Raw genomic sequence first — 26,745 nt, forward strand, 5'->3', positions numbered from 1 at the left:
TGAATTGATTGTTTAACCGTACATGGTACGGGTAGGTGGGAAAATGGATGGCAAGGTACTGCAGCTGTGTCTCTCTGATGGCAATGGAGGGATGGAATTATATGTTGACCGTGTGATGGAAGATTTGCAGGAAAAGGGATGGAAAATTTTCGGCATCTGCCTTGCGAATACCAAGGTAGAGGCCTATATGCGACGCAACGGTGCGACTTTTAGGGCGTTTAAAAATCATCGGCAGGCGCTGTTTAATATCTTCGCCCTGCGTCGTTGGCTTTTAGAAGAAAACGTTACTGTGATTCATTGCCATAAATCGAGTGATTTACGCTTAACGACGCTTTTAAAATTACTGCTTCCAAAGCTGAAAGTAATTTATACCGACCATATGGGTGGACTGCGGCCGAAGAAAAGCCTTTATCATCGTATTGCTTATGGCTATGTTGACCTTTTGCTATCCATCAGCCAGGTCACGCATCAGCGTAATATCAATAACCTCCCATTGGCGCGTGAGCGGATAGTTTGTCTGCTGCATGGTGTGGATATCACTAAATATCAGCCTTGCCACGATGCTTCTGCCATTCGTTGCAAACGTGAAAGTCTGGGCTTATCGGCTGATGCAGTATTGATTGGGCTTCCTGGAAGGGTCACGCCTGGCAAGGGCCAGGCTGTGTGGGTAAAATCGCTTTTAGCACTTGATCCAGCACTAAATTTTCATGCTATTTCTATTGGCGGTACTGGTGATGCTACGGGGGGCGACGAAAGTTTTTACGCCCAGTTGCAGAAGGATATTGCAGGCACTGAGCTGGAGGGCAAGATCACATTTCTGGGGCACCGTAGTGACCTCACCGAGATTCTACCTGTTCTTGATATGGTCTGTATTCCCTCTAAAAATGAAGCATTTGGGCTCACCATCATAGAGTCTATGGCATGCGGGCTGCCGATTATTGGCTCCAATACCGGCTCGCTACCCGAGTTGGTTGATGCTAATTCGGGCATTCTGGTAGGGCCAACGGATGTTTCTGCATGGCGCAATGCCATGGATGTCATGATTCGCAATGAAGTTCAGCGAAAGAGCATGGGTAATGCGGCTCGGCAGAGGGTTGAACAGCACTTTAGTAATAAACAGCATATGAAGCGCTTAAGCGAGTATTACGATGCCTTGATATAACTTTATAGATAAATTCTAATTAGGGTCTTCTGATGTTTTATCGTGCCCATGTGTTAAACGTCAACAGACTCTAATTTACAATATTGATATCTTGTCGAGCACCTCACCGAACAACAGCGGCACTTTGATCGTGTCTTTCATTGGTATATTCCTGATTCAAAAGGTATCGCAGCCAAATGATCATTTAATGGTGTCGGGTATGTTCCCGCTACAGGGCTGAGCCTGACATGAAAAGAAAGACCCTTGATATCCCGAACCTTTTCAAGACCCGGCAATCAACATTGTAACGCTCTCATAACCCTAGGAACATTCTGATATGTCATTATTGCCTGTTGTCCTGGCGGGTGGTGTTGGGTCGAGGCTATGGCCATTATCACGGCAATTGCATCCCAAACAATTCCTGTCACTGGATGGCGGGCTCACCATGCTACAACAGACGCTAGGGCGTCTTGACGGGCTTGATACGCAAGCGCCCATTGTCATATGCAATGAGGAACACCGGTTTCTGGTGGCAGAACAGCTACGCCAGATCGCGTCGGATAACCGACATATACTGCTGGAACCGTTTGGACGCAATACGGCACCTGCGATTGCATTGGCAGCCATTGCCGCGACGCAAGACGATGATGACCCTTTACTGCTTGTGTTGGCGGCTGACCATCAGGTTCAGGATATCGCGCAGTTCCATGACAGTATCAAGAAAGCGCAGTCGCTTGCAGATCTCGGTTATCTGGTTACCTTCGGCGTTGTGCCGACTTGCCCAGAAACTGGCTATGGCTATATCCAACAGGGGCCTTCACTGGGGCCCGGCTTTGGTGTCCGGCGTTTTGTCGAAAAGCCGGATGCTGCCACGGCGACGATTTACTTGGAAAGTGGTGACTATCTATGGAATAGCGGCATGTTCCTGTTTCGAGCAAGCCGATACCTGCAGGAACTTGAGCGCTTCCACCCTGATATGCGGCATGCCTGCCATCAGGCGATGGTAAAGATGGAGTATGACCTGGATTTCACGCGTATCGGGAAGGATGCTTTCGCCCAATGCGAGGATATCTCGGTCGATTATGCCGTGATGGAGAAAACGCAGCATGCCGCCGTTGTGCCTTTGTCGGCGCGCTGGAGTGACCTGGGTGCCTGGTCGTCAATATGGGAGCTAAGCGATAAGTGTGAGGCGGGTAACAGCTATCACGGTGACGTTATCCAGACAGATACCCGCAATACCATGCTGCGTTCCGAGAGTCGCCTGGTGGCTGCAATCGGCCTGGAAGACCTCGTCATTATCGAAACCAAGGATGCTGTATTGGTCGCTGACAGGCACAAGACGCAAGACGTTAAAAAAATCGTCGAGCGACTCAAGGCTGAAGGGCGTGATGAGTTCAACAATCATCGCGTTGTCTATCGTCCCTGGGGGCGGTACGAATCGGTGGATAGGGGCCAGCGTTACCAGGTTAAACGCATAACGGTAAATCCGGGTGCCAAGCTCTCGGTACAGATGCATCATCACCGGGCAGAGCACTGGATAGTAGTGTCCGGCACAGCAGAAGTGACCAACGGAGAGGCGACCTACCTTGTGTGTGAAAACGAGTCGACCTACATCCCCATTGGCCGGATTCACGCACTGAAAAACCCTGGCACGCTGCCTCTCGAATTGATTGAAGTACAGTCCGGCAGCTACTTGGGTGAAGACGATATTGTCCGCTTCGAGGATCAATACGGCCGCGTTTGATCAACCAGTAGCGCGATATCCTTGCAGAATAGGGGAGGTCGATAGGGTGGAATCAAACTTGTGAATGGACCTCTCAAGTCTTTCAAGGTTGGCGTTCTGCCACTTCCCTGGTTGGCGCAACCGACAGCGGTCCAGATCAATCAGCCATGGCGCGCCGCTGGCATCGACCAGAATATTGCGGGCGTTCAGATCGACATGGTCAAGCTTTGCTCGGTGAAAGCGTCGAATCATGGCGCCTACGCGTTGCAAGAGCGTTTCATCCGCCAGATGGCTGACGATCAACTCGGCTAACGCTTGGGCACCGGTAATGCGCTGAGTGATCAAGGCGGCTTCGTAGCTGAGTCCATGACGAACCACGCAGGTGGCGATAGGGCGTGGAACAGGTAAGCCCTGTTCGAACAGGTTGGCCGTGAGGCGCATTTCGCGAAAGCCGCGGGTGCGCTCAGCACCTACCCAGAAGTAGCGTTTCTGGCTTAGCTTGGCGACTAGACCGCCTCGCCGGTAAGGGCGCAAAACCCATTGCTCTTCAGGGGTAGCCTGTAAAAAAAGGCTGCTGCCCCGGCCAGGGGCTTCACCGACCACTAAATCGCGGGATCGCCAGTATTCAGCGCTGAACAGAGCGGGATCGGGTTGGTGTGACATGGCAGCGTCACATAAACTGTCTGCATCATGTAAAATCAGACTATTTCCTTGCCGGAGTGCCGCTAAGCGCATGAAGCCCTCTCTGCCTGCTCAACCTAATCATATTGCGATTCTGCGTCTCTCGGCGTTAGGAGACGTCTGCAACCTTGTGCCCACCGTGCGAGCGTTGCAGCGCCAGTGGCCACAAGCGCGCATTACCTGGATCATCGGCAAAGGGGAATACAGTTTACTGGCCGGCCTGTCCGGGGTCGAGTTTGTTGTGTACGACAAATCGACGGGGCTCAAGGGAATGCGCGCCCTATGGCGCGAGCTTGCGGATACGCGTTTTGACGTGCTCTTGCACATGCAGCAAGCCATTCGGGCGAGTATTTTATCGCTGGGGCTGAAGGCCAATGTGCGTGTGGGCTATGACAAGGCGCGGGCCAAAGATGCCCAGCACCGGTTTACCCAGCTCCATATTGCGCCCAGGACCAACCCTCATGTGCTGGAATCCTTCATGGATTTCGCGCGTTTGATGGGTGTCGAAGAAGGACCGCTGGAGTGGAATTTGCCGGTACCCTCTGCCGCTTATGATGAAGCGCGCTTGATCAGCGGTGAAGCGCCTTATCTGGTGGTTAATCCATGCAGTAACGTGCGGCTTCGCAATTTTCGTAACTGGTCGGTGGAAGGGTACGCCAGCGTCATTGAATATGCGTGGGTACAACACGGCCTGAAAAGCGTGCTGACCGGAGGAGGCAGCTCCCTTGAGCGGGAGATTGGAGAGCAAATTGAAGCGCTCTGCCAGCCAGGCAGCGTGATCAATGCCATTGGCCAGACGTCGTTAAAAGGCCTTTTAGCGTTGGTTGATGGCGCGCGCGCGGTGGTTTCGCCGGATACCGGTCCTGCGCATATGTCCAACGCCATGGGGACCCCGACACTCGGGCTTTACGCGACGACCAATCCTCAGCGTGCGGCACCCTATCTATGGCGTGATTTTGCCGTTAACGCCTACCCGGAGGCGCTTTACACTTACCAGCAAAAATTGGTGGAAGAGGTAAGCTGGGGGCAGCGCGTTCGCCACGCCGACGCCATGGGGCTCATCAAAACCGATGACGTGATCGCCAAGTTAGAGACACTGCTGACACATACGGCGGCGCACCCAACAACAGGAACCACGGATGAAAGTTGATTTAAACGCCTTGGAGCATGCCCGCGTTCTTGTAGTGGGCGATGTAATGCTTGACCGCTATTGGCACGGTGGCACCTCGCGCATATCGCCGGAAGCGCCTGTACCGGTGGTGCGCGTCGAGGATGCGGATGATCGTCCCGGCGGGGCAGCGAACGTTGCGTTGAATATCGCGGCATTAGGGGCACAGGTCGGCCTGGCAGGACTGGTGGGCGAAGATGAAAATGCGGAGCTGCTTTCGCGTCAATTAGTTGCTGCCAATGTAAGCACTCACTTTCAGCGTAGTGCAGAGATACCCACGATTACCAAGCTTCGAGTCATGAGTCGCAACCAACAGTTGCTGCGTCTGGACTTCGAGGAGCGTCTGGAAGGTGTCGATACCACAGACTTGTTGGCTCAAGTGGAGCAGGCACTGCCCGATTGCGACGTGATGATTCTGTCCGACTACGGCAAGGGCACGTTGAACCAGGTGGAACAGCTGATTGCCTCGGCGCGAGCCCAGGGTAAAAGGGTGCTGATTGATCCCAAAGGCAGTGATTTCAGCAAATACCGTGGCGCCAGCCTGATAACGCCGAATCTGACCGAGTTTGAAGCCATCGTCGGCCCATGCAGGACGGATGCGGAGCTCGCTCAGCGTGGCGAGGCGCTGCGCGTTGAACTTGAGCTTGAAGCGCTATTGATCACGCGTAGCGAAAAAGGCATGACGCTGATTCGGGAAGGGCATGAACCGCTGCATTTGCCTACTCGTGCCCAGGAAGTCTTTGATGTGACGGGCGCTGGCGATACCGTCATTGGCCTGATGGGGCTGGCAATAGCGGCCAATCATGAGTTGCCCGAGGCCATGATGCTGGCCAATCTGGGGGCAGGGTTGGTAGTGGCCAAGCCGGGTACGGCCACGTTGTCGATCGGCGAGCTTTATACCGCCCTGCACGGCGATAAGCTTGCGGAATTCGGCGTGATTGAACCAACCCAACTGGTTGAGGCCGTGCGTGCTGCCCAAGTGCGGGGTGAGCGTGTGGTCATGACCAATGGTTGTTTCGATATTTTGCATGCGGGTCATGTGGCCTATCTTGAACAGGCAAAACGGTTGGGAGATCGGTTGGTTGTGGCAGTCAACGATGATGCCTCCATCGGTCGCCTGAAAGGCCCGACGCGGCCGATCAATCCACTCCATCGCCGTATGCAGGTGCTGGCCGGGTTAGGGGCGGTGGATTGGGTTGTTCCCTTCAGCGATGACACCCCACAAGCACTCATCGAAGCCGTACTGCCGGATATTCTCGTCAAAGGAGGCGATTATCGGCCAGAGGATATTGTCGGCGGTAAAGCGGTGATTGCCAACGGCGGTGAGGTGAAAGTACTGGGCTTTGAAGATGGTGTCTCCACCACGGCGATGATCAGCTCGATTCTGGATCGCGAGCGCTAATGGCGGCACCCACTTCCTGGTCTCGGCTTGCTTACTCCGCGGCGCTGTATGCCCTATCACCGTTGATCACGTGGCGCATCTGGCGGGAGCAAGTACCCACTTACTCCCGCATGCAGCGCTTAGGCATGCGCCTTGGCCCGCTGCCGCCCGCGCCACGCCTTTGGCTGCACTGTGCCTCGGTAGGTGAGGTGCGCGCCGCTCGCCCGCTGATAGAAGGCTTGCTGACCCGCTATCCCCGACACAGTCTGCTACTCACTACCATGACTGCAACGGGCGCTGAGCAGGCCCAGGCCCTCATCCATGAACAATCTGCAAGCGACCAGAGACGGCTTGTCCACCGCTTTCTGCCGCTCGACTACCCAGGTGCGGCCAGGCGTTTTATCGGTCGGGTAAAACCCGCGATGGCGCTACTGTTTGAAACCGAACTGTGGCCCAACCTGTTAAATGCCTGCCGTCGACAGGGAGTCCCCGTCGCGGTGGTCAACGGCCGTTTATCCCCCCGCGCCTATCAGCGTTATCGGCGTTGGCAACCCTTGATGGCCAATGCCCTGGCTAACATGAGCTGGCTGGCGGCCAAGTCATCCGAAGATGCCGAGCGCTTTAAGGCGCTGGGATGCCCTGCTGAGGTAACCAGCGTGGTGGGGTCGCTAAAATTTGAAATTCCCTCACAAGGTAAGGCCCTCAGAGAGGGTGAGTACTTACATCGTCAGTGGGGGATGCGCCCGGTATGGGTAGCGGGTTCCACCCGTGATGGGGAAGAAGCGCTATTACTCCAGGCGCATGCTCAGTTGCGTAGACGCCATCCAAACGCGCTTTTGGTACTGGCGCCGCGCCATCCCCAGCGGTTTGATGAGGTTGCCTGCCTGTGTCGCGACGAGGGCTGGTCATTCAGTCGTCGCAGCGAGCAACAAGCCGTGACTGAACAGACGCAGGTCTACCTGGCGGATACGCTGGGGGAGCTGGCGGTACTCTATGCAGCGAGCAGTGTGGCTTACGTGGGGGGCAGTTTGGTGCCGCTGGGCGGCCAAAACGTGCTGGAACCCGCTGCCCTGGGCAGACCCGTGCTTAGCGGGCCCTCGATCGAAAATTTTAGTGATGTGGCCGAGCCGCTGTTAGCCGCCGGAGCCCTCGCCCTGGTGGATAGCCCCGACGCCCTCGCCGAGGCGCTGATTGATTATCTTGACCACCCCGGCGATGCGCAGCAAAAAGGGCAGGCTGGCCGGGCGGTAATCAATGCCCAGCAGGGCGCCCTCAAGCGGACGCTGGACGGGCTTGGTAAGCTCGTGCCTCCGTCACTAGCGTAGCGCTATCCGCTCAACGCCCTCCGGGTTGCCCAGTAGCAGGATATCGGCTCCCCGGGCGGCAAAAAGGCCGTTGGTGACGACACCCACGATGGCGTTAAGCGTCGCTTCCATGGCGACCGGATCGTCGATCATGAACTCATAGCAGTCGATAATCTGGTTGCCGTTGTCGGTAACCACGCCTTGCCGATAGACAGGCTCGGCACCCAGGCCGACGAGCTGACGGGCAACATAGGAGCGAGCCATGGGGATTACTTCAATCGGTAACGGGAAATTGCCCAACTGGCTGACGTACTTGGATTGGTCGGCGATGCAGATGAAACGCTCGGCGCAGGCGGCAACGATTTTTTCCCGGGTAAGCGCCGCGCCGCCGCCTTTGATCATTTGTAAGTGAGCATTTACTTCGTCAGCGCCGTCGATATAAAAAGGCAGGGTTCCAACGCTATTCAGCTCGAACACCTCGATGCCCAATGCCTCCAAGCGCTTGGCGCTGGCCTCAGAACTTGCCACGGCCCCTTTGAACTGATCGCGTAGCGGCTTTAAGCGATCGATAAACAGGTTGGCTGTCGAGCCGGTGCCAATGCCCAGCACGGTGTCTTTTTCCAGCCAGGGTTCAATTTCGCTGATCGCTTTATCGGCGACGGCGGCCTTGAGTTCATCTTGGGTCATGGTGTGCCTTTTCGCTGGTAAGGGTGAACTTGCCATTCATTATAACGGCGAAAGAGCGGCCTGCCGACCAAAACGCTGCTGGACGGCGAACGGCGTAATCTGCTACCAATAGAGGCTTTCCCCGCACCCGTCAGGGTTACGTTCTTTCTTGGAATTTTCCGTATGCTTGAAGCTACCGTCAAAAAGATTCTCCAGGCCCACGTTTACGAAGCCGCCTGTGAAACGCCCATTTCGCCTGCTCCCTTTTTGTCGCGTCGTTTCAATAACCAGATTCTAATCAAGCGCGAAGACCTGCAGCCGGTTTTCTCGTTCAAGATTCGTGGGGCCTACAACAAAATGGCCCAACTCAGCGAAGAGCAGAAAGCCAAAGGCGTGATTGCCGCCTCGGCGGGTAACCATGCCCAGGGGCTTGCCATGGCCGCCAAATTGATGGGCGTCAAAGCGGTGATCGTGATGCCGAGGATTACCCCCGAGATTAAAGTGCAGGCGGTTCGCGCCCGGGGGGCCAAGGTCGTCCTCAAGGGAGACGCCTTTGCTGCCGCCGCCGAGCATGCCCAGGAGCTTATCAAGGAGCACGGCTACACCTATATTCCGCCCTTTGATGACATTGACATCATCGCCGGCCAGGGCACTATCGCGGTGGAAATCCTGCGCCAGCAGGCGGGGCGTCTTGACGCTATCTTCGTACCGGTGGGTGGCGGTGGCCTGATAGCCGGGATTGCGGCCTACGTTAAATACCTGCGCCCGGACATCAAGGTGATTGGCGTTGAATCCGAAGACAGCGCCTGCCTGAAAGCAGCATTGGAGGCCGGTGAGCGGGTGGTGCTGGATCAGGTAGGTGTCTTTGCGGAAGGTGTTGCCGTGGCGCAGGTTGGCGAAGTGCCCTTCTCGCTGGTGAAAGACCTCATCGATGATGTGATTACCGTCACCGCCGATGAAATGTGTGCCGCCGTCAAGGATATCTTTGAAGATACCCGCGCCGTCGCGGAAACCTCGGGTGCACTATCGCTGGCCGGGCTGAAAAAATATGTCCAGCAAACCGGCGCGGAAGGCGAAACCCTGCTGTGCATCAATTCCGGCGCCAACACCAACTTTGACCGTCTTCAGCATATTGCCGAGCGGACCGAGCTTGGCGAGCAGCGGGAGGCGATTCTGGCGGTGACGATTGCCGAAAAGCCAGGCAGCTTTAAAAAGTTCTGCCGCACCCTTGGCAAGCGCATGGTCACCGAGTTCAGCTACCGCTATGCAGATAGCAGCGAAGCGCATATTTTTGTCGGTGTCCAGGTCAAACCCGGCGGTGAGGATCGCCAGTCGGTCATCGACAAACTCCAGGAGGCGGGCTATCAGGTCGAGGACTTGACCGACAACGAGCTTGCGAAGTTGCATATTCGCCATTTGAGCGGCGGTCGCCCCAGCGAACACTTTGAAGAAGAGCTGTATCGCTTTGAGTTTCCCGAGCGGCCAGGGGCATTGATGAACTTCCTGACCCAGCTGCCCCATGACTGGAATATCTCGCTGTTTCATTATCGGAACCATGGTGCTGCTTATGGCCGTGTCCTGGTGGGCATGCAGGTACCTAATGGTGATCGCGCACACGTTGCCGAGCATCTGGATGCGATTGGCTACCGCTATTGGCGGGAAAGCGATAACCCCGCCTACCGGTTGTTCATGGCTTGATTTTGGCTTTGCCAAATTGGTGAGCGGTTACTCACAGTGCAGGCCAGCATGAATCAGTTTGTTAAGAAACGGTGTGCGTTTATTTTTTAATGCCATATTGCCGTTCAAGCCGTTGTCAACGGTAGCCTATTGGCCCTATAGTCACAGGCGATATTAATGAAGGGCGTCATCCGGGCAGTATTAGGCTGCTCATCAACGACAGGTAACCAGGGTGACGCCTTAAAGTTGACAACATAAAAGGGGCTGGAGAAGCACTATGCGGCGTAAGAAACCCGATATGGTACTCACACTGATGATTGTGTTTGCGCTCGGGGTATTGGCCACCGGCTACGCGCAGGCGCTTGCGGGAAGTTAAGCCGTCGCGCCGGGTATCAAAGCGTCACCGGCTCAATGGGCTGGCCTTACGGGCCAGCCCATTTTGTTTGTCAGGCAGTCTACCCTGGGCGAACGATATGCTGGTCGCTCACCACGGCGTTTAATGGTATGTCCCAGGGCTCGACGGGCAGGGCATTTACCTGCTGGCAAGCGTGGGCAACGCCCAGCAGAGTCGGTTTGGGGCCAGGACGGCGCATAAAGGCAAGGCTGCGATCGTAAAAACCGCCGCCCATGCCCATGCGGTTGGCCTGGGCGTCAAATCCGACCAGTGGCAAGATGACTGTATCCAACGCCCATGCGGGTAAACGACGCTGATGTTTGGCCGCAAAACGGGTATCCGGCTCGGCGATGCCAAAGCGGTTTTTAACCATCGGCGTGTTGGCATGGTAGGCGACAAACCAGAGCGAGTTGTGACTTAAAGGGCGCAATACGGGTAAATAAACCGCTACCCCTCGTTTACGCAGCCATGGGATTAGCAGGGTCGGGTCGATTTCACCCATGACGGGCAGGTAAAGACTGATACGTCTTGTGCGGCGAATTTCGGGAAGGCGCTTAAGCTGGTGGCAAAGGCGGTGAGCCGCGTCGCGTTGTTCACGTGGCGAGAGCGATTGACGCCGCCTGCGTAGTTCACGGCGCAACGCGCGTTTGTCTTCAGCGCTGTGGAGGCTGTGCATCATTAGTGTTCCCCAGAGTGCCGCTGTCGTTCTGGCCCTGAACCTACTGGTTCAGGTGGGTGGCCGCAGCCAAGCCGTCAGGCTTTCCGTCGCACGGACATGCACACGGGCCTGGCTAGCATTTGGCCCCCTAGGTATTACGCATAGGCTCGAGGGACTGTAACGACTGGCGCACACCCCAGAGAACATCGTTATCCTAACAGAGCGGGGGCCAATGCCAAAGGCATGTGTTTAACGGTCTTTACGGCTTGCGGGTTTGTGACAAGGCGTGCTCAAGCCGCTCGTTAAGACGGTTCAGGCTGGCTTCGCCGGCGCGGTGTTCGTCCATGGCCTCAAGCAGCTCGTGGGTAATGTTGAGTGCCGCCATGATCGCGATTCGCTCGCTTCCCAGCAGGCTGCTTTGGGCTTGAATCCCTTGCATGGCACGGTCCAGGTAGCGGGCGGCCCGTTCCAGTTTGGCTTCTTCACCGGGGTCGCAGGCAATCACGTAATCACGCCCTAACAGGCTGATTTCGGTAGTAGGCCGTTTAGTGTTACTCATGACAGGCTCCGGCACGGGTCAAAGGGATGCCCAATGCGTTAACATCACTGCATAGGAAGGACGATGTCGCTCACTATAAGAGAGCCGCTTGCGCGGGGTCAACGCGCAAGCCTGAGCGACCTTAAACCCATTAACGAGTGAAGATGATGTCGCTAATAGACGAACGCCAGGATTTCTCGGATATCGCCGATGTTTTTTTGTTGCACGGGAGCATGCAGTCGCCCGCCTTCCTGGACGGTCGGTTATGCGCATTGCTTGCGCTGCGCGATATAGAGGCCCAGACCTGGCTGGAAGAGGTCTGCTTGAGCCTGGGTGTGGATCAGCCACGCGACCCGGCAAGTGCTGAACGACTGTTGGGCTGGCGACGGCAAACCCTGGAGGCGCTAAGCGCCAGTGACATGAACTATGCGCCCCTGCTGCCCGATGAGCTGTTCAGCCTGGCGGAGCAGGCCCAGGGCCTGAAGGAATGGACGCTAGGCTTCATGGAAGTGGTCGACGAAGTGGCCGACGATGCACAGCGAAAGCATTGGTCGCAAACCCTGCGTGAAGCGGTAGAGGACCTTGCCGGGCTTGGGCAGATCGACGCGGATATTGATGATTCCCCGGAAAATGAAAATGACCTCTTTGCGCTGACCGAGCATGCGCGGATGGCTGCCATGCTGCTGTATACCGAGCAACACCCCGGTCAGCCGCAGGTCGAGCAAACCGATACCCCTGTTCATTAATCTGTTTTGGAAAACGCTATGTTGCCTGATGTACTGCCTCGCCCTCCGGTCATCCCGTTGGCGGAATACCACCAGCGGCGCGAGACCCTCATGGCCCAGCTACCATCGAATGCCGCCGCTATCGTGCCCGGCGCATCCCTGGTAACGCGTTCTCATGACAGTGAGTATGCGTTTCGGCAAAGCAGCGATTTCTACTATCTGACCGGCATTTGCGAGCCGGATGCTTTGCTGGTTCTGTTACCCGGGCGCGAAGCGGGGCAAAGCGTGGTGTTCTGCCAGGACCGCGACCCTACCATGGAGGCCTGGACAGGGCGGCGGTTGGGCGCTCAGGGGGTCGTGTCAGCGCATGGGGTCGATCAGGCGTTCGAAAACGCTGAGCGCGAGTCTACCCTGCCAGACTTGCTTGAGGGGCGGGAGCTGCTCTATTTACCGCTTGATCATGGCGATGCCCTCGACATTGCGGAAGAGGCTTTGTCCCAGGCCAAGTCGGGCCAACGCCGCGGCCGCCCTGCGCTCAAAGGTTGGATGGATATTAGCCCTTTGATACATGCCATGCGCCAGATCAAGAGCGAGGCAGAAATCGCCCTGTTGCGGCATGCCGCAGCGATTTCTGCCCGTGCGCATGTGCGCGCCATGCACCTGGCCCGCCCAGGGTTGAGCGAGTACCAGCTACAGGCTGAGCTGGAGCATGAATTTGTCTGGCAGGGTGGCAGCGGTCCCGCCTACAGCACGATTGTCGGGGGCGGTGCCAATGCCTGCGTGTTGCACTACATTGAAAACAGTGCGCCGCTTGCAGACGGCGAACTGGTGTTGATCGATGCCGGTGCCGAGTTTGACCTTTACGCTGGGGATATTACCCGCACTTTCCCGGTATCCGGGCGTTTCAACGATGCCCAGCGAGCGCTTTACCAGGTGGTGCTTCACGCCCAGGAACGGGCCGTTGCGGCTATCAAGCCTGGCACTGCCCTCGCCGAGATCCATCAGGGCGTTGTGTCTGACCTGACCACTGGGTTGATTGAACTTGGTTTGTTGGAAGGCGATCTGCAAACCTGTATCGACGAGCAGCGCTACCGGCGGTTTTATCTGCATTCGACGTCGCACTGGCTGGGGCTGGATGTGCACGATGTAGGCCCCTATCGCCTGGACGCAGAAACCCCACGCCCACTCGAGCCCGGCATGGTGCTGACCGTGGAGCCGGGGCTTTATATTCCCGATGAAGCTGACATTCCGGCTGCGTATCGGGGTATCGGCATCCGTATTGAGGATAATGTGGTGGTCACCGCTCAGGGACATGAGGTACTGACCGATCAGGTCCCTAAACGAGTAGCCGATATTGAAGCACTCATGGCGTCTGATTAAGTCGTGTCAGTTTATTATGTAATTTACGTTACGCATTAAGCGTGGTCCTGTGTCACCAGCGGGAGAGAGTCAATGCAAGCGTCTGGGCAAGCGGTAACCCATGACATTGTGATTGTGGGGGGCGGATTAGTCGGCGCCAGTCTGGGCTGCGCTCTGGCCCCCCTGATCGAGCGTTACGGCTGGAAAGTGGCCATTATCGAAGCGGCGCCGTTACCGGCCAAATCGCCCGATGAGGCCTGGCAGCCCAGTTTCGACGCCCGTGCCAGTGCCATTGCGGAAGGCTCGGCCCAGCGCTTCCGTCAGCTGGGCGTATGGGAGGCCATGCAATCCGAGGCAACGCCCATCAAGCGCATTCACATCAGTGAGCGGGGACGGCTGGGGGCAACCCGGCTCAATGCCGATGAGCTTGGCGTCGATGCGCTGGGGCACGTGATTCCCAATGCCTGGATGGGTAGGGTGCTGCATCAGCGGCTGAATGCACTACCCCTTGAATGGCACTGCCCCGCCAAGGTCGACAGCATCACGCCGACGCCCCAGGGGCACGACTTGGCGCTGTCTGATGGCAGTCGGCTTCACGCTGCCCTGACAGTGCTGGCGGACGGCGGGCGTTCGGGTTTAAAGGAGCAGCTTGGCATTGGCAGTCGTCGCGAGGCCTATCAGCAAACGGCGCTGATTGCCCATGTGGGCGTCAGCCAGCCACACCGGGGGGTGGCCTATGAGCGGTTTACCCAGGCCGGTCCAATCGCTTTGTTACCCTTGCCAGGGCAGGCGATGGAGCTGATCTGGACGCATACCACCGGGCATGAACAAGCACGTCTGGATCTATCTGACGGGGACTTCCTGGCGCAGCTGCAAACGGCCTTTGGCGACAGGGTTGGGCGCTTTACTCAGGTGGGCCAGCGCCACAGCTATCCATTGGCCTTGATCACTGCCGAAGAACCGGTTCGGCCTGGGCTGGCGGTGCTGGGCAATGCGGCCCATGCGCTGCACCCGGTGGCCGGTCAAGGCTTTAATCTGGCCCTGCGTGGGGTGATGGACCTGGTCGAGGCGCTTGAGCAAGGCGAGTTGGCGAGGCGGCCATTGGGTGACATGGCCACGCTTCAAGCGTTCGAGCGTCAACGCGCGCAGGACCGAACCAGCGTGATTCGGTTCAGCGATGGGCTGATTCGCCTGTTTGGCATGAACTTACCCTTTTTGCCCCATGCCAGAGCCGCCGGCCTGGTGGGGCTCAATATCGTCGGGCCATTACGTAAAGGGTTGGCCCGCCGGGCGATGGGGCTGGAACGTTGAGGGACCCAGGGGTATACAGAAAGGAGGCCAATAAGAGACGTGTTATGCAGACATCCAATGAGTCAGATGCAGCGGCGGAGAACGGCTTCGACGCCATTGTCGTCGGCGCAGGCATGGTGGGCTCCGCGTTGAGCTGGCTATTGGCCGACGCCGGAATGCGGGTGGCACTGGTTGAAGCGCAGGCACAGCCACCGTCGTATGAGGTGGGCCGTCTGCCGTCCCTTCGAGTGAGTGCCCTGACGCCGGTCTCGCAGCGCCTGTTAACCCATATCGGGGCCTGGCCATTAATGGTGAATGCCCGTGTAACCCCTTATCGCTATATGCAGGTATGGGACGCCGAGGGTAGCGGCGAGATACGCTTTTCCGCCGATGAGGCGGGCGTGTCCGTGTTGGGGCATATCGTCGAGAACGATGTGACGCTATCGGCGCTGCACGCAAAGCTTCAAGACCAGGGCCGGGTCAGCACATTTTTCGGCACGCCGGTAGACGCCCTGGAGGCTTCAACGCCGGGACGTCGGCTGAGCCTGGCGAATGGCCAGTCGCTGCATGCGCCGTTGGTTATCGCGGCGGACGGTGGGCGTTCGGCCTTGCGCGATATGGCGGGCATCGACGTGGTCAGCGAGGCGATGGGCCAGGAAGCAGTGGTCACCACGGTGCACTGCGACCATCCCCATGGCGATACCGCGCGGCAAGCGTTTATCGACGGAAGTCCGTTGGCATTCTTGCCGCTGACGGTGGAGGGCGACGCTCACTACTGCTCGATTGTGTGGTCGACCACGCCTGCTCATGCCCAAGCGCTGTGCCAGCTTTCCCGAGAGGCGTTGGGCGAGGCCCTGGGTAACGCCCTGGGGGAGCGCATGGGGGCGGTGAACGCCTGCGATCAGGCGCATCGATTTGCGTTGGTCCAACGCCATGCAGTGCATTACGTGCAGCCGCATTTTGCGCTGGTGGGCGATGCGGCCCACAGCCTTCACCCCCTGGCAGGACAGGGGGCCAACCTTGGGTTGATGGATGCCGCCGTGTTGGCCGAGGAGGTCACCTCGGCCTGGCAGCGGGGCGCGCCGTGGGGTGAACTCAGTACCTTGACTCGCTATGCCCGCCGTCGGCGCGGTGACAATCGCGCCATGCTGGCATTAATGAAAGGCTTTAAAACCCTGTTCGGCAGCCATGATCCGGCGCTCACGCTGGTGCGTAACCTCGGTATGAGCGGCTTGCACCGGCTCACCCCGCTCAAGCGCGAAGTGATGCGGCAAGCCACCGGTGAACGCGGCCGCCTGCCGTCTTCGTGCCGTTAATTGCGCCGGCGGTCGACCACGTTCAGCGCTTTGAGCAGGTTAAGAGCCTCACTCAGTTGGTAATCTTCGCGCAGGCGCTGCGATAATGCTTCACGGTCACGCGGGGCCTGTTGGGAGCGTAAATGGCCTTCCAGATCGGCTTCGCGGATTTCGCGCCTTCCTTCAGCGACTTCCAGGCGCCCACGAACCACATCAACGTCGGGCTCGATGCCCTGGGCCTGAATGGAACGGCCTTCCGGCGTGTAGTAAAGCGCCGTGGTGAGCTTCAGCCCCTCACCATTGCCCAGCGGCATGATCTGCTGCACTGACCCCTTGCCAAAACTGTCGGTGCCCATGATCACGCCCCGGCGCTGGTCCTGAAGGGCACCGGCGACAATCTCCGCGGCGGAGGCGCTACCGCCATTGATCAGCACGACAAGCGGTACATCATCGGCTGGTGTATCAGTCGAGGCGGAGAACGATAGCTCATTGTCGGGAACGCGGCCTTCGGTGTAGACAATCAGTCCCTCATCCAGGAACAGGTCGGCCACGCCGACGGCGGCCTGTAAAACCCCGCCCGGGTTATTACGTAAATCGAGCACCAGGCCCTCCAGCGGCTGTTCACGTGACATGCGCTCCAGGGCTTGCCTCGCCTGATCCGGCGTGCGTGACTGGAACTGGCTGATGCGTAAATAGCCATAGCCGGTTTCCAGCAACTCGTGTTTGACGCTTTCGCTGCGGATAATCTCGCGGGTAAGGGTGAACTCACGGGGGGATTCCTCGCCTGCCCGCAGTACGGAAATGTCCAACGTTGTATTGGGGTCGCCACGCATCAGGGTCACGGCCTCTTGCAGGGACATGCCCTCGGTGGGGGTGCCATCGATACGGATGATGATATCCCGGGACATCAGCCCCGCCTCTGAGGCTGGGGTGTCGTCGATCGGGGTAATGACCATGAGCTGACCGTTTTCCATGCCCACTTCGATGCCGATGCCGCCGAACTCACCTTCGGTGGATTCGCGCAGGCTTTGATATTCCTCTTTATCCAGATAGGCAGAGTGAGGGTCCAGTTCACTCAGCATGCCACGCATGGCGTTGCGCAGCAGGGTACGGTCTTCGACGTCTTCCACATAGGCGCGCTTGATGCGTTCAAAAACCTCGGCGAACGTCTGAATTTCTTCAAGCGGCAGGTCGTTGCTGACGCTATCAACCGTCCCGTTGCTGTCATTACTGGGCTGGGCCGGCAGCGGCAAAGGGACCGAAAGTAAGGCGATAGGGAGCAGGGTTGCCAAGAGGCGTTTGGCAGGGGCCGATCTCTCGGTAACAGGTAGCGTCATGCAGACTCCGCGAAACGATATAGGTGGGCAGCGCGCGCCGCTACCCCAATGACAACAAGAATTACCCAGCTTATCCCGTCAGCGGCGTGCAATCCAACGTTGCGGGTTAATTGGTTCCCCTCGGCTGCGAACTTCAAAGTAAAGCGCGCTGCGTGGCTGACCGCCGCTATCGCCAACCCGGCCAATCTCGTCGCCGCGCTCGATCCGTTGGCCAGGTCGTGCGGTGAACTGCTGCAGGTGGGCGTACAGTGTCATGATTTGATCACCATGGTCGATAATCAATAAATTGCCAAACCCACGCATCCAGTCGGCAAACACCACACGTCCGGGGTGCACCGCGCTAACCGAGGTGCCTGCCGAGGCCTGAATGACAATGCCGTTGTAATGGACCCCATCGCGGCGCTGAAACGCCGCCGTGATATCGCCCTGCACCGGCCAGGGCAGATCCCCTTGGGTACGGGCAATATGGGTTGTCGGCGTAGGCTCGTCAAGGCGGGCAAGCTCGGCCTGAATCTCGCGCAGTCGCTGTTCTGCCTGCTCGCGGTCTTCATTCAGCTCGGCCAGACGCGCGGCTTCACTGCCATAGCGGTCATCAAGGTTGTTCACAACGCCACGACGTTCCTGGGTGCGTTCGGCGAGCCGTGTACTTTCGGTTTCCAGCTCTTCTGACAGAGAGGCCAGTCGGTCCTGGCGCTCGGCAAGGGCTTGTTGGGTGTCGGCAAGCGCACTATCCAGCCGGGCTATCTCGGCCATGCGCTGCTGACGCGCCTCGCTCAGTCGATTCAAGTAAGCCTGCATGCGGTCAAGTTCGGCTGGGTCGCCCTGGTTTAACAGCAGTTTGAGCTGGGGGGTCGGTCCCAGCCGATAAAGTGCTGCCAGCTGTTGGCCGAGGGCGGCTGACTGAGCTTCGCGGTCAGCTTCGAGGCGGTCGCGATGCTGGCGAAGCTGATCGGTTTCCTCGTTGAGCTGGCGGCGCTCGCTTTGCAACTGATCAAGCCGCTGGTGGGTCTCGGCAAGCGCGGTTTCGACCTCGCGCAGCTCGCGTTTGGCCCCTTCGCGGGCTTCATCGGTTTCGCTCAAGCGCTCGGAGAGCGCCTCAATCGCCTGGCCAAGGTTATCCAGCTGCTGGCGCGCCTGGGTTTCGCTGGGCTGGGCAGCGCCATGCGTGGCGTATAGCAGCGCTACGCCAGCCGCTATACTGACAAGTCGTCGCATCAAGCGGATTAACCGAAGGTGATCAATGGGTGGCCGGTCATCGCTTGAGGCACCTCTTGATTCATCATGCGCAAAAGCGTCGGGGCAAGGTCACACAGCCGACCATCCTCCAACGTCCCTGTGCGTTCCCCAACGTAAACCAGCGGCACCATAAACGTCGTGTGAGCGGTTTGCGGTGCGCCGGTCTCGGGGTGGACCATCTGCTCGGCGTTGCCGTGGTCGGCGGTAATCAGGCAGGCCCCGCCTGCGCGTTCAATGGCCTCCACCACGCGTCCCGTACAGGTATCGACGGTTTCGATGGCTTTTACCGCCGCGTCAAAGTCACCGGTGTGGCCCACCATGTCGCCGTTGGCGTAGTTGCATACCATCAGGTCAAAGCGGCCGCTATCAATGGCCTCAACCAACTTGTCGGTAATCTCGACGGCGCTCATTTCGGGCTTTTCGTCGTAGGTTTTCACGTCGCGCGGTGAGGCGACGAGAATGCGCTCTTCGCCTTCATATTCGGCTTCATTGCCGCCCGAAAAGAAGAAAGTGACGTGGGGGTATTTTTCAGTTTCGGCAATGCGCAGCTGTTTCAAGCCGCGTTTGGCCACCACTTCCCCCAGGGTGTCGTTTAAATCCGAGGGTGGGAAGGCGGCTGGCGCGGGTATATCGGCGGCATATTGGGTCATCATGACCAGCCCATCACCGGCGAGTTTGGGGCATACATGTCGCTCGAAGCCGTTGAAGTCAGGCTCGACAAAGGCGCGGGTCAGTTCGCGAGCTCGGTCCGAGCGGAAGTTAAGAAAAATCGCCGCGTCGCCATCCTGTAGCGTGATCGCCCTGTCGTTGGAACCGCCACCCAGCGGAATGCTGCTGGCCGCCACAAATTCGTCGGTTTCGCCGCGCTCGTAGGCATCACGCAAGGCCATTTCGGCGCTGGTGGCATAGTAGTCGGCGTGGCTGTCAGTGAGCAGGCGGTAGGCTTGCTCAACACGCTCCCAGCGGTTGTCACGATCCATGGCGTAAAAGCGACCGATGAGCGAGGCAACAAAGCCATTGTCAGCCCCTACCAGCTCAGCCAGGCGGGCGTTGGCACGTTCTATGGAGCCTAGAGCGCTTTGCGGCGGCATGTCCCGGCCGTCCAGGAAGGCGTGCACATAGATACGCTGGGCACCGCGACGCGCTGCCAGCTCGGCCATGGCAATAAAGTGGTCCTCGTGACTGTGAACGCCGCCGGGCGAGAGCAGCCCCAGCAGGTGAACGGGACGTCCATTGGCAACTGCCTCGTCGATGGGCCGGGTCAGCACGTCAATGGTGTCCAGGTCGCCGTCTTCAATCGCCTTGGTGATACGGGTAAAGTCCTGGTAAACAATGCGACCGGCGCCCAGGTTCATATGGCCCACTTCGGAGTTGCCCATTTGCCCGTCAGGTAGCCCCACGTGGCGCCCGTCTGTGTGAACAAAGGCATGCGGCCGGTCGGCCAAAAGTTTATCCATCACCGGGGTGTTGGCGGCGGCCACCGCATTGTGCGCACTGTCGGGGTTGTGACCGTAGCCATCTAAAATAATTAACGCGACGGGGCGGGGAGTGCTTGCAGTGTCCATAAAATTCTCCTGATGAGTGGCAAACCGGACGACGAAAAGCCAATCGGGGTCGCGGCGAACGCATGCTTGGGGCATCATAACGCAGCCAGTGGCTAAGCGTCATGACTCAGGCCTGCGCGCGCTGGCGTCAGACGTGTATACTTGTCGCGTTTTAACGGTGGCAATGCCGCTTTTTTTCGTATTGACCAAGAGACTGTGTCGCGATGATCGATCAGCTGTTCGAATTCGTAATGAATCATCCCCTATTGGTGGGGGCGTTTGTGCTGTCGCTGATTGCGTGGATTGTGTATGAAGCACGCAGCGCGTCAACCAATGCGCTAACGGCCACCGAGGCAACCCAGCTCATTAACCGTGAAGACGCCGTTGTCGTGGATATCCGGGAAAGTAAAGACTTCAAAACGGGGCATATTGCGGGTGCGCGCAACATTCCCCAGAGTAGCCTTGATAGCCGCATGAACGAGCTGAATAAAGTGAAAGACAAGCCGGTCATTGTGGTGTGTAAACACGGACAAGGCTCAGGTGCAGCCCAGGCGAAGCTTGCCAAAGCAGGCTTTGAGCGCGCCTTTAAATTAAAAGGCGGCATGGCGCAGTGGCAGGCTGACGGCCTTCCAGTGGTTAAAAAGTAAGCGTAGGTACGCACGCTACTTATTGCATGAACGATTGCACTGACTATTGCATCAACAACGAGGAGTTCTCCCATGGCGGAAGATAACAATACCCCACAGGCTGGCGCGCAAGCCGACGACAAACCGCAGCTCAAATTTTCGCTGCAACGCATTTATGTAAAAGATATTTCGTTTGAAGCGCCCAATTCACCGTCGGTGTTCCAGGACGCGTTCAAGCCCAAGGTTAATCTCGACCTGAATACCAGCAGCACAAAGATTGCCGATGACCAATACGAAGTGGTCGTTAAAGTGACGGCACAGGTTAATGATAAAGAAACCGGCACGACTTCCTTTTTGGCGGAAGTTGAGCAGGCAGGCCTGTTCCGTATTGCCGGCATCGAAGGTGCCCAGCTGGATCAAACCCTGGGTGCCTTCTGCCCGAACCTGCTGTTCCCCTATGCCCGTGAATGCGTGGATAACCTGGTCAACCGTGGTGGCTTCCCGCCGCTTATGCTGGCGCCGGTGAATTTCGAAGCGATGTATGCACAGCGTAAGCAACGCGAGAAACAGCAAGCCGACCAGACTGAAGCGAACACGCACTAAGCGATGTTGGCTGCCGACTGGTACGCCCGGCATGGGAAAATGCCGCGCCTTTATGTCCCCGGAGTGTTTCGGCCAGGCGATGAGGTGGTGCTGCCGGAAGGCCCTGCGCGGCATGTGACACGGGTGCTGCGGTTGGGTGAAGGCTCGCCCCTGGTGCTGTTCGATGGCAATGGCCAGGAGGCGGGTGTGCGGCTTGTCGATATAGGCCGCAAGCAGGCAACGGTGAGTATTGAGGCTGTTTGGCCGGGTGATGGCGAATCGCCGCTGGCCGTACACCTGGGCCAGGCGATTTCCAAGGGCGACCGGATGGATTATGCCATTCAGAAGGCCGTCGAGCTTGGTGTGTCGGCCATCACTCCGCTGTATACCGAGCGCGGGGACGTGCGCCTTAAAGGCGACCGGGAAGCAAAAAAGCTGGCTCATTGGCAGGCGGTGGCGGCCAGCGCCTGTGAGCAGAGCGGGCGGGCGTTCGTGCCGCCGGTCAACCCGCCCATCACTCTCAAGGTATGGCTTGAGGCGCGCCAGGAACCGCTGCGTTTAATGCTGCATCTTGCAACTGGCCATGCTTTCGACAGAAAGGAGCGGCCGGCGTCAGCGGCGCTGCTGATTGGCCCTGAGGGTGGGCTCGGTGAAGCGGATGTAGCATCGGCTTTGGCGGCCGGGTTTGCGCCGCTCACGCTTGGGCCTCGCGTCTTGCGCACCGAAACAGCGCCGCTCGTGGCGTTAACCCTTCTGCAGCATCACTTCGGCGATTTGTAAGCCCTCCTTATCTCTTTCATTTTGCCTGACGTTACCAAGCCCCCATAATGAAAGCCTATTTATTGTAAGGACGGCACCCATGGTTCGTGAGCCTCACTCTTCTCCCCGACCCGCCAGCGATGCGTCCGCTCAACTGGGCGAAGTGGCGTACTTAACCGTTACTGCCGTGAACAATACCGGTGCTTTTTTGCGCTGGGGCCCCGCCAAGGATGTGCTGCTGCCCTATAGCGAGCAGCGTTTTCGCCCTGATCCAGGCAAACGCGTGCTGGTCATGCTGTATAGCGACGACCAGGGGCGGCCCGTGGCCACCATGCGCCTGGATCGTTTTTTAACCGACGACGCCTGGGCACTGGATAGCGGTGACCAAGTAGATGTTGTAGTAGCTGACCGCACCGACCTGGGTATGAAAGTCGTCGTCAATCACCGTTATTGGGGGCTGATCTATCAGGACGATATCAGCCAGCCTTTGAGGCGTGGCCAGTCGTTAAAGGGGTATGTCAAGCAGCGCCGTGAAGACGGGCGCGTGGATATTTCGCTGCTGCCGCCAGGCGCTGCCCGCTTGGATGTAGTAGGCGACCAAGTGCTCAAGGCGTTGCGCGAGAGCGGCGGCTACCTGGCTCTGGGGGATAAAAGTAACGCTCATGATATCAAGGCGCGGTTGGGGGTGAGCAAGAGTGCTTACAAGCAGGCGATTGGGCGACTTTACAAGCAACAGCTGATTACGCTTGAGCCTAACGCCATACGCCTGGTGCCCGGTGCGCTAAGCGAGTAACACGGCTCGCGGTTGGAGCCTGAGAAGCAGTGCGGCATACTGCTCACTTATATGTTCATAGATGGATCGTGCCCCGATGAGTCAGTCAACATTGCACCTTGGTGTCGTGATGGATCCCATCAGCGACATTGCTTACAAGAAAGACACCACCATGGCGATGCTATGGGCGGCCCAGGACCGCGGCTATACGTTGCATTACATGGAGCAGGAAGATCTTTTCTTGAATGCAGGGCAGGCATACGCGCGCATGCGACCGCTGACGGTTTATCGAGACCCCGCGCATTGGTATGAACTGGGGGAACCGTCTGCCCGGCCGCTCGATGAGCTTGACGCGGTATTAATGCGTAAAGATCCTCCGGTGGATGCGGATTTTACCAACGCGGTTCACCTGCTCGGCTTTGCTGAACGAGAGGGCGTGTTGATTGTCAACCCAACGGATGCCCTGTTGCAGTGTAATGAAAAGCTGTTTGCCCAGCAGTTTCCGCAGTGCTGCGCGCCGACCCTGGTGGCCAGCCGGGCCGATGTGCTGCGTGCCTTTCACGCCGAGCATGGCGATGTGATCTTCAAGCCGCTGGATGGCATGGGCGGTACCGGTATCTTTCACATTGGTCCCGAGGGGCGCAATATCGGCGCCGTGATCGAGCAGCTTACCCTGCGTGGCCAACGCCAGATCATGGCACAGCGCTATCTGCCCGCCATCAAGGAAGGCGACACGCGGATTTTGCTGGTCGATGGTGAGCCGGTACCTTATGGTCTGGCACGCATTCCCTCAGCGGGGGAAACGCGCGGCAACCTGGCCGCCGGTGGGCGTGGCGTGAGTCGTGAGCTGACCCGGCGAGACCAATGGCTTGTTGAGCAAGTACAGCCCATGATCCGCGAAAAAGGATTGATGTTCGTCGGCCTGGATGTAATCGGCGATTATATTACCGAAATTAACGTGACAAGCCCCACCTGCGTGCGCGAAATCGACGATCAGCGTGGTACGGATATCGCAGGGTTGCTGTTGGACGCCATAGAACGCCGCCTTGCCGCGTAAGCGGCTCTTTATCGCCCTGTCGCGATCTATTTACTGATTTTTAGGCTGGCTGATGTTGTCAGCGGGCCGCAGGAGACGCATGCAAAGTTTAAAGCACCATTTTTTGATGGCGATGCCGCACCAGGACGATCCCAATTTTGCGGGAAGCCTTATCTACCTGTGCGATCATGATCACAATGGTTGCATGGGTGTGATTGCCAACCGCCCCTTGGAGATCACCCTCGACGCGCTCTTCGAGCAATTGGAGCTAGGGGGCGACCAAAGCCCCTACCGCAACTCGCCGGTGTATTACGGTGGGCCGATGCATAAAGACCGTGGTTTTATTCTCCATACCGGTGATAGTCAGGCATGGGATTCCAGCCTTCAGGTCGAGGACAACATTTCACTCACGACGTCGATGGATATCTTACAGGCATTGGCGAACGGTGAAGGCCCTGAACAGTTTCTGGTCTGCCTGGGGTGTGCCGGCTGGGAAGTGGGCCAGCTTGAAGAAGAGTTAAAAGAAAACGCCTGGCTGACGGTGGAAGGTCAGGCATCGGTACTGTTTGATACGCCACCCGCCGAACGCCTCGCCGCGGCGGCAGGCATTCTCGGGGTGGATCTTAACCTGATGACCCGTGATGCAGGTCACGCCTGATGGTTGAGCATAATGACTGAAAGCGGTCGGCGCCTCGTTCTGGCGTTTGATTTTGGTACCCGGCGCATCGGCGTGGCTGTCGGCAATGAGATGCTGAACAGTGCGCGTGAGCTTGCGCCGCTCACCGCCCGCGACGGCATTCCCGACTGGGACCTCGTCACGCGCCTGGTCGAGGAGTGGCAACCCGACCTGTTTGTGGTGGGCTTGCCGCTCAATATGGATGGCACCGAGTCGGCCATGAGTCTTCGCGCGCGCAAGTTCGGTAACCGACTTCACGGCCGCTTCGGTAAACCCTGCGAAATGGTCGACGAGCGTGGCTCTACCCAGGAAGCGAAACAGATCGCCCGCGCAGCGGGACACCGAGGCAACTACCGTGAAGAAAGTGTCGACGGTATCGCCGCGGTGTTGATTCTGGAAGGCTGGTTTGCCCACCAGGAAGGGCTTCCCGGTGGGCGCATATCCCACTAAGGGTAGCGGTGGTTAACGGTCGAGCGTTCCCGTCTGGGCGGGGACAAACCAACGTACGGGGCGCATTTCCTTTTCAACCAGTTCGTCAACCTCAAGCAGCGTTGCGAAGATGGCCATGCGCATGGGAATGCCGTTATCGGTTTGGCGGAAGATGGCCAGCCGAGGGTCGCCGTTTAGATCCACGTTAAGGTCATTTGCCCCCGGGCGGCTATCCCGGGGCAGCGGGTGCATGACGATGGTGTGTTCGCTGCAGCGCTGATCCAGGAAGTCGCGGTTAACCATAAAATCATTCGAAAGCCCCTGAAAACTCTCGTTCATCTCGTCGGTAAAGCGCTCCTTCTGAATCCGGGTAGCGTACACCACATCCAAATCCGAGAAATCGCTGGCCAACGAGTTGCGCTGTTCAACATGATGGCCACGAGAGGTGACGAGGTCTACCAGTTGTGAAGGCATTTCAAGGCCCGGCGGTGATACCAGGGTAATGCGCAGCGGTCCGTAGAGTGACAAGAGCTTGATCAATGAGTGCACGGTGCGGCCGTACTTTAAATCGCCGGTGAGCAGAATGTGAGCACCGCCCAGTGACTTGCCCAAGCGTTGAAACTCTTTATCGATGGTGTAGATATCCAGTAGCGCTTGGCTAGGGTGTTCACCGGGGCCATCGCCGCCATTGATGACAGGGACATTTGTTGCCGCAGCAAATTCTGCCACAGACCCCTGGTCCGGGTGGCGCATGACAATGGCGTCGCAGTAACCGCTCATTACGCGGCTGGTATCGTATAAAGACTCCCCCTTGGCCATCGATGAAAAGGTGAAACCGGTGGTGTCGCACACGCTGCCGCCCAACCGGCAAAAGGCGGCATTGAAGCTCACGCGGGTACGCGTACTGGCCTCAAAAAACAGGTTGCCGAGAACCGCCCCCTCTAACACACGGGTAACCTGGCGACGCTGGGCAATCGGCTCCATGCGTGTGGCGACACGCAGTAAATGGTCAACGCGTTCGCGATTTAATGAATCGACAGTTAACAGATGCTGACGCTGGCTCATCACGGACCTCGGCAATAAAGTAAATGCCGCTAGTGTAACCGCCAATTGGCCTGTCGCCGAAGTGCTTTCACGGCGGATAGTGTCTAGCCATAAAACTTTTTCGCATAACCTCTTGCCAACCCGCCAGCAAAACCGTAAAGTACGCATCCGCTGCCGGGGACGCACGGCGTTGCCAGCGGTAGATGAGGTTGAAAAACCTTGATTTGTCAGTAGGTTAGGCAAGTGGTTAGAAGGATGAGTAAGACAAGCATTTCCTTCGCTTCCGCTAAACAGTGATTGACAAGTCTTTAGAAGTGCGTAAAATACGCCTTCCTCGCTTAGCAGCGGCCACGTCATGTTTTATGGCCCGCAAGCGACTGCTCTTTAATAATGTGATCAGGTAATTCATGTGGGCGCTTGCCGATGAGGGTGATAAATCACCAAATATCAAGGCAAGCGACTCGTCCAAGGTCTTCGGATCTTGAGAGAACGTTTGAAAACCTTGAGCCAAGTTTGGTTCGCTTCTGTCGCTTTCGGGTGGCAGGTAAGAACCGCAATGATTGTAAACTGAAGAGTTTGATCATGGCTCAGATTGAACGCTGGCGGCAGGCCTAACACATGCAAGTCGAGCGGTAACAGGTCCAGCTTGCTGGATGCTGACGAGCGGCGGACGGGTGAGTAACGCATAGGAATCTACCCGGTAG

25 protein-coding genes, 1 rRNA gene and 1 other RNA gene are annotated in these 26,745 nt (G+C 57.8%); 18 read left to right on the forward strand and 9 right to left on the reverse strand.

All coding sequences use genetic code 11. The annotated features are described in order from the left end of the window. Nucleotides 1-43 precede the first annotated feature (43 nt). Together BMX75_RS02720 and BMX75_RS02725 are read left to right on the forward strand one after the other, a co-directional pair. Complete coding sequence (locus BMX75_RS02720) at nt 44-1,162, forward strand: glycosyltransferase family 4 protein (protein WP_092825028.1); 1,119 nt, start codon at nt 44-46, stop codon at nt 1,160-1,162. Between the two features lie 316 nt (nt 1,163-1,478). After that, nucleotides 1,479-2,885, forward strand: a complete 1,407-nt coding sequence (locus BMX75_RS02725) for a mannose-1-phosphate guanylyltransferase/mannose-6-phosphate isomerase (RefSeq protein WP_092825030.1) — start codon at nt 1,479-1,481, stop codon at nt 2,883-2,885. On the opposite strand, the gene BMX75_RS02730 is transcribed toward BMX75_RS02725, so the two are convergent. Then, nucleotides 2,886-3,599 (reverse strand): 3-deoxy-D-manno-octulosonic acid kinase, encoded by a 714-nt coding sequence (locus BMX75_RS02730; protein ID WP_092825032.1) that lies wholly within the window; start codon nt 3,597-3,599, stop codon nt 2,886-2,888. Here BMX75_RS02730 and BMX75_RS02735 point away from each other — a divergent pair. The 3 genes from BMX75_RS02735 to waaA are packed head-to-tail and all read left to right on the forward strand — an operon-like array spanning nt 3,598 to nt 7,419. Further along, a complete protein-coding gene (locus BMX75_RS02735) occupies nt 3,598-4,695 on the forward strand; it encodes a glycosyltransferase family 9 protein (RefSeq protein WP_092825034.1) in 1,098 nt (365 codons plus the stop codon). The genes BMX75_RS02730 and BMX75_RS02735 overlap by 2 nt on opposite strands. Continuing rightward, a complete protein-coding gene (hldE, locus tag BMX75_RS02740; protein ID WP_092825036.1) occupies nt 4,685-6,115 on the forward strand; it encodes a bifunctional D-glycero-beta-D-manno-heptose-7-phosphate kinase/D-glycero-beta-D-manno-heptose 1-phosphate adenylyltransferase HldE in 1,431 nt (476 codons plus the stop codon). Before BMX75_RS02735 ends, hldE begins: the two co-directional genes overlap by 11 nt. After that, complete coding sequence (gene waaA / locus BMX75_RS02745) at nt 6,115-7,419, forward strand: lipid IV(A) 3-deoxy-D-manno-octulosonic acid transferase (protein WP_092825038.1); 1,305 nt, start codon at nt 6,115-6,117, stop codon at nt 7,417-7,419. The genes hldE and waaA overlap by 1 nt, the downstream gene beginning before the upstream one ends. Here the strand turns inward: waaA and rpiA are convergent. Continuing rightward, nucleotides 7,411-8,085, reverse strand: a complete 675-nt coding sequence (rpiA, locus tag BMX75_RS02750) for a ribose-5-phosphate isomerase RpiA (RefSeq protein ID WP_092825040.1) — start codon at nt 8,083-8,085, stop codon at nt 7,411-7,413. The genes waaA and rpiA overlap by 9 nt on opposite strands. A 162-nt stretch (nt 8,086-8,247) precedes the next feature. Here rpiA and ilvA point away from each other — a divergent pair, with 162 nt between their 5' ends. Continuing rightward, nucleotides 8,248-9,762, forward strand: coding sequence for a threonine ammonia-lyase, biosynthetic (gene ilvA, locus BMX75_RS02755; protein ID WP_066315541.1), 1,515 nt, complete (start codon nt 8,248-8,250; stop codon nt 9,760-9,762). 434 nt (nt 9,763-10,196) lie between these two features. On the opposite strand, the gene BMX75_RS02760 is transcribed toward ilvA, so the two are convergent. The 3 genes from BMX75_RS02760 to BMX75_RS02770 all read right to left on the reverse strand — a co-directional run bounded on the left by BMX75_RS02760 (nt 10,197) and on the right by BMX75_RS02770 (nt 11,352). Next, nucleotides 10,197-10,811: a 5-formyltetrahydrofolate cyclo-ligase gene (locus BMX75_RS02760; RefSeq protein ID WP_092825098.1), complete on the reverse strand. Its 615-nt coding sequence runs from the start codon at nt 10,809-10,811 to the stop codon at nt 10,197-10,199. 5 nt (nt 10,812-10,816) lie between these two features. Further along, nucleotides 10,817-10,999, reverse strand: a non-coding RNA gene (ssrS, locus tag BMX75_RS02765) — 6S RNA. A 53-nt stretch (nt 11,000-11,052) separates the two neighbouring features. Beyond that, complete coding sequence (locus BMX75_RS02770; RefSeq protein WP_074398031.1) at nt 11,053-11,352, reverse strand: cell division protein ZapA; 300 nt, start codon at nt 11,350-11,352, stop codon at nt 11,053-11,055. Between the two features lie 146 nt (nt 11,353-11,498). Between BMX75_RS02770 and BMX75_RS02775 the strand changes: the two genes are divergently transcribed. The 4 genes from BMX75_RS02775 to BMX75_RS02790 all read left to right on the forward strand — a co-directional run bounded on the left by BMX75_RS02775 (nt 11,499) and on the right by BMX75_RS02790 (nt 16,021). Further along, nucleotides 11,499-12,077 (forward strand): UPF0149 family protein, encoded by a 579-nt coding sequence (locus BMX75_RS02775; protein WP_066315825.1) that lies wholly within the window; start codon nt 11,499-11,501, stop codon nt 12,075-12,077. Nucleotides 12,078-12,095: 18 nt separating this feature from the next. Next, nucleotides 12,096-13,436, forward strand: a complete 1,341-nt coding sequence (gene pepP, locus BMX75_RS02780; protein ID WP_092825042.1) for a Xaa-Pro aminopeptidase — start codon at nt 12,096-12,098, stop codon at nt 13,434-13,436. 72 nt (nt 13,437-13,508) lie between these two features. Continuing rightward, nucleotides 13,509-14,726: a 2-octaprenyl-6-methoxyphenyl hydroxylase gene (gene ubiH / locus BMX75_RS02785; protein WP_092825044.1), complete on the forward strand. Its 1,218-nt coding sequence runs from the start codon at nt 13,509-13,511 to the stop codon at nt 14,724-14,726. A gap of 44 nt (nt 14,727-14,770) precedes the next feature. After that, complete coding sequence (locus BMX75_RS02790) at nt 14,771-16,021, forward strand: UbiH/UbiF/VisC/COQ6 family ubiquinone biosynthesis hydroxylase (RefSeq protein WP_092825046.1); 1,251 nt, start codon at nt 14,771-14,773, stop codon at nt 16,019-16,021. On the opposite strand, the gene BMX75_RS02795 is transcribed toward BMX75_RS02790, so the two are convergent. The 3 genes from BMX75_RS02795 to gpmI form a co-directional block, all read right to left on the reverse strand. Further along, nucleotides 16,018-17,337, reverse strand: a complete 1,320-nt coding sequence (locus tag BMX75_RS02795) for a S41 family peptidase (RefSeq protein ID WP_092825048.1) — start codon at nt 17,335-17,337, stop codon at nt 16,018-16,020. The genes BMX75_RS02790 and BMX75_RS02795 overlap by 4 nt on opposite strands. Before the next feature lie 78 nt (nt 17,338-17,415). Next, complete coding sequence (locus tag BMX75_RS02800) at nt 17,416-18,552, reverse strand: murein hydrolase activator EnvC family protein (protein ID WP_092825050.1); 1,137 nt, start codon at nt 18,550-18,552, stop codon at nt 17,416-17,418. Between the two features lie 8 nt (nt 18,553-18,560). Next, complete coding sequence (gene gpmI, locus BMX75_RS02805) at nt 18,561-20,138, reverse strand: 2,3-bisphosphoglycerate-independent phosphoglycerate mutase (RefSeq protein WP_092825052.1); 1,578 nt, start codon at nt 20,136-20,138, stop codon at nt 18,561-18,563. Between the two features lie 203 nt (nt 20,139-20,341). On the opposite strand from gpmI, the gene BMX75_RS02810 reads away from it, so the two are divergent. From BMX75_RS02810 to ruvX, 7 genes are all read left to right on the forward strand, one after another. Next, entirely contained in the window at nt 20,342-20,764 is a 423-nt protein-coding gene (locus BMX75_RS02810; protein WP_092825054.1) for a rhodanese-like domain-containing protein, read from the forward strand. Nucleotides 20,765-20,836: 72 nt separating this feature from the next. Next, nucleotides 20,837-21,346 carry a protein-export chaperone SecB gene (secB, locus tag BMX75_RS02815; protein WP_066315512.1) on the forward strand — a complete coding sequence of 170 codons (510 nt, stop codon included), beginning with the start codon at nt 20,837-20,839 and terminating at the stop codon, nt 21,344-21,346. A 39-nt stretch (nt 21,347-21,385) separates the two neighbouring features. Beyond that, a complete protein-coding gene (locus BMX75_RS02820; RefSeq protein ID WP_422822045.1) occupies nt 21,386-22,105 on the forward strand; it encodes a 16S rRNA (uracil(1498)-N(3))-methyltransferase in 720 nt (239 codons plus the stop codon). Between the two features lie 79 nt (nt 22,106-22,184). Beyond that, nucleotides 22,185-22,877: a CvfB family protein gene (locus tag BMX75_RS02825; RefSeq protein ID WP_092825058.1), complete on the forward strand. Its 693-nt coding sequence runs from the start codon at nt 22,185-22,187 to the stop codon at nt 22,875-22,877. A 76-nt stretch (nt 22,878-22,953) separates the two neighbouring features. Then, nucleotides 22,954-23,913, forward strand: a complete 960-nt coding sequence (gene gshB / locus BMX75_RS02830; RefSeq protein ID WP_092825060.1) for a glutathione synthase — start codon at nt 22,954-22,956, stop codon at nt 23,911-23,913. A gap of 79 nt (nt 23,914-23,992) precedes the next feature. After that, a complete protein-coding gene (locus BMX75_RS02835) occupies nt 23,993-24,550 on the forward strand; it encodes a YqgE/AlgH family protein (RefSeq protein ID WP_066315501.1) in 558 nt (185 codons plus the stop codon). Between the two features lie 12 nt (nt 24,551-24,562). Continuing rightward, nucleotides 24,563-25,018 (forward strand): Holliday junction resolvase RuvX, encoded by a 456-nt coding sequence (gene ruvX / locus BMX75_RS02840; protein ID WP_092825062.1) that lies wholly within the window; start codon nt 24,563-24,565, stop codon nt 25,016-25,018. A 12-nt stretch (nt 25,019-25,030) separates the two neighbouring features. Here ruvX and BMX75_RS02845 read toward each other — a convergent pair whose 3' ends face one another. After that, nucleotides 25,031-26,107, reverse strand: a complete 1,077-nt coding sequence (locus tag BMX75_RS02845) for an aspartate carbamoyltransferase (RefSeq protein ID WP_092825064.1) — start codon at nt 26,105-26,107, stop codon at nt 25,031-25,033. A 498-nt stretch (nt 26,108-26,605) separates the two neighbouring features. Between BMX75_RS02845 and BMX75_RS02850 the strand changes: the two genes are divergently transcribed. Beyond that, a 16S ribosomal RNA gene (locus tag BMX75_RS02850) occupies nt 26,606-26,745 on the forward strand; the annotation flags it as partial.

This window comes from Vreelandella subterranea, assembly GCF_900111305.1.
Classification (GTDB): Bacteria; Pseudomonadota; Gammaproteobacteria; order Pseudomonadales; family Halomonadaceae; genus Vreelandella; species Vreelandella subterranea.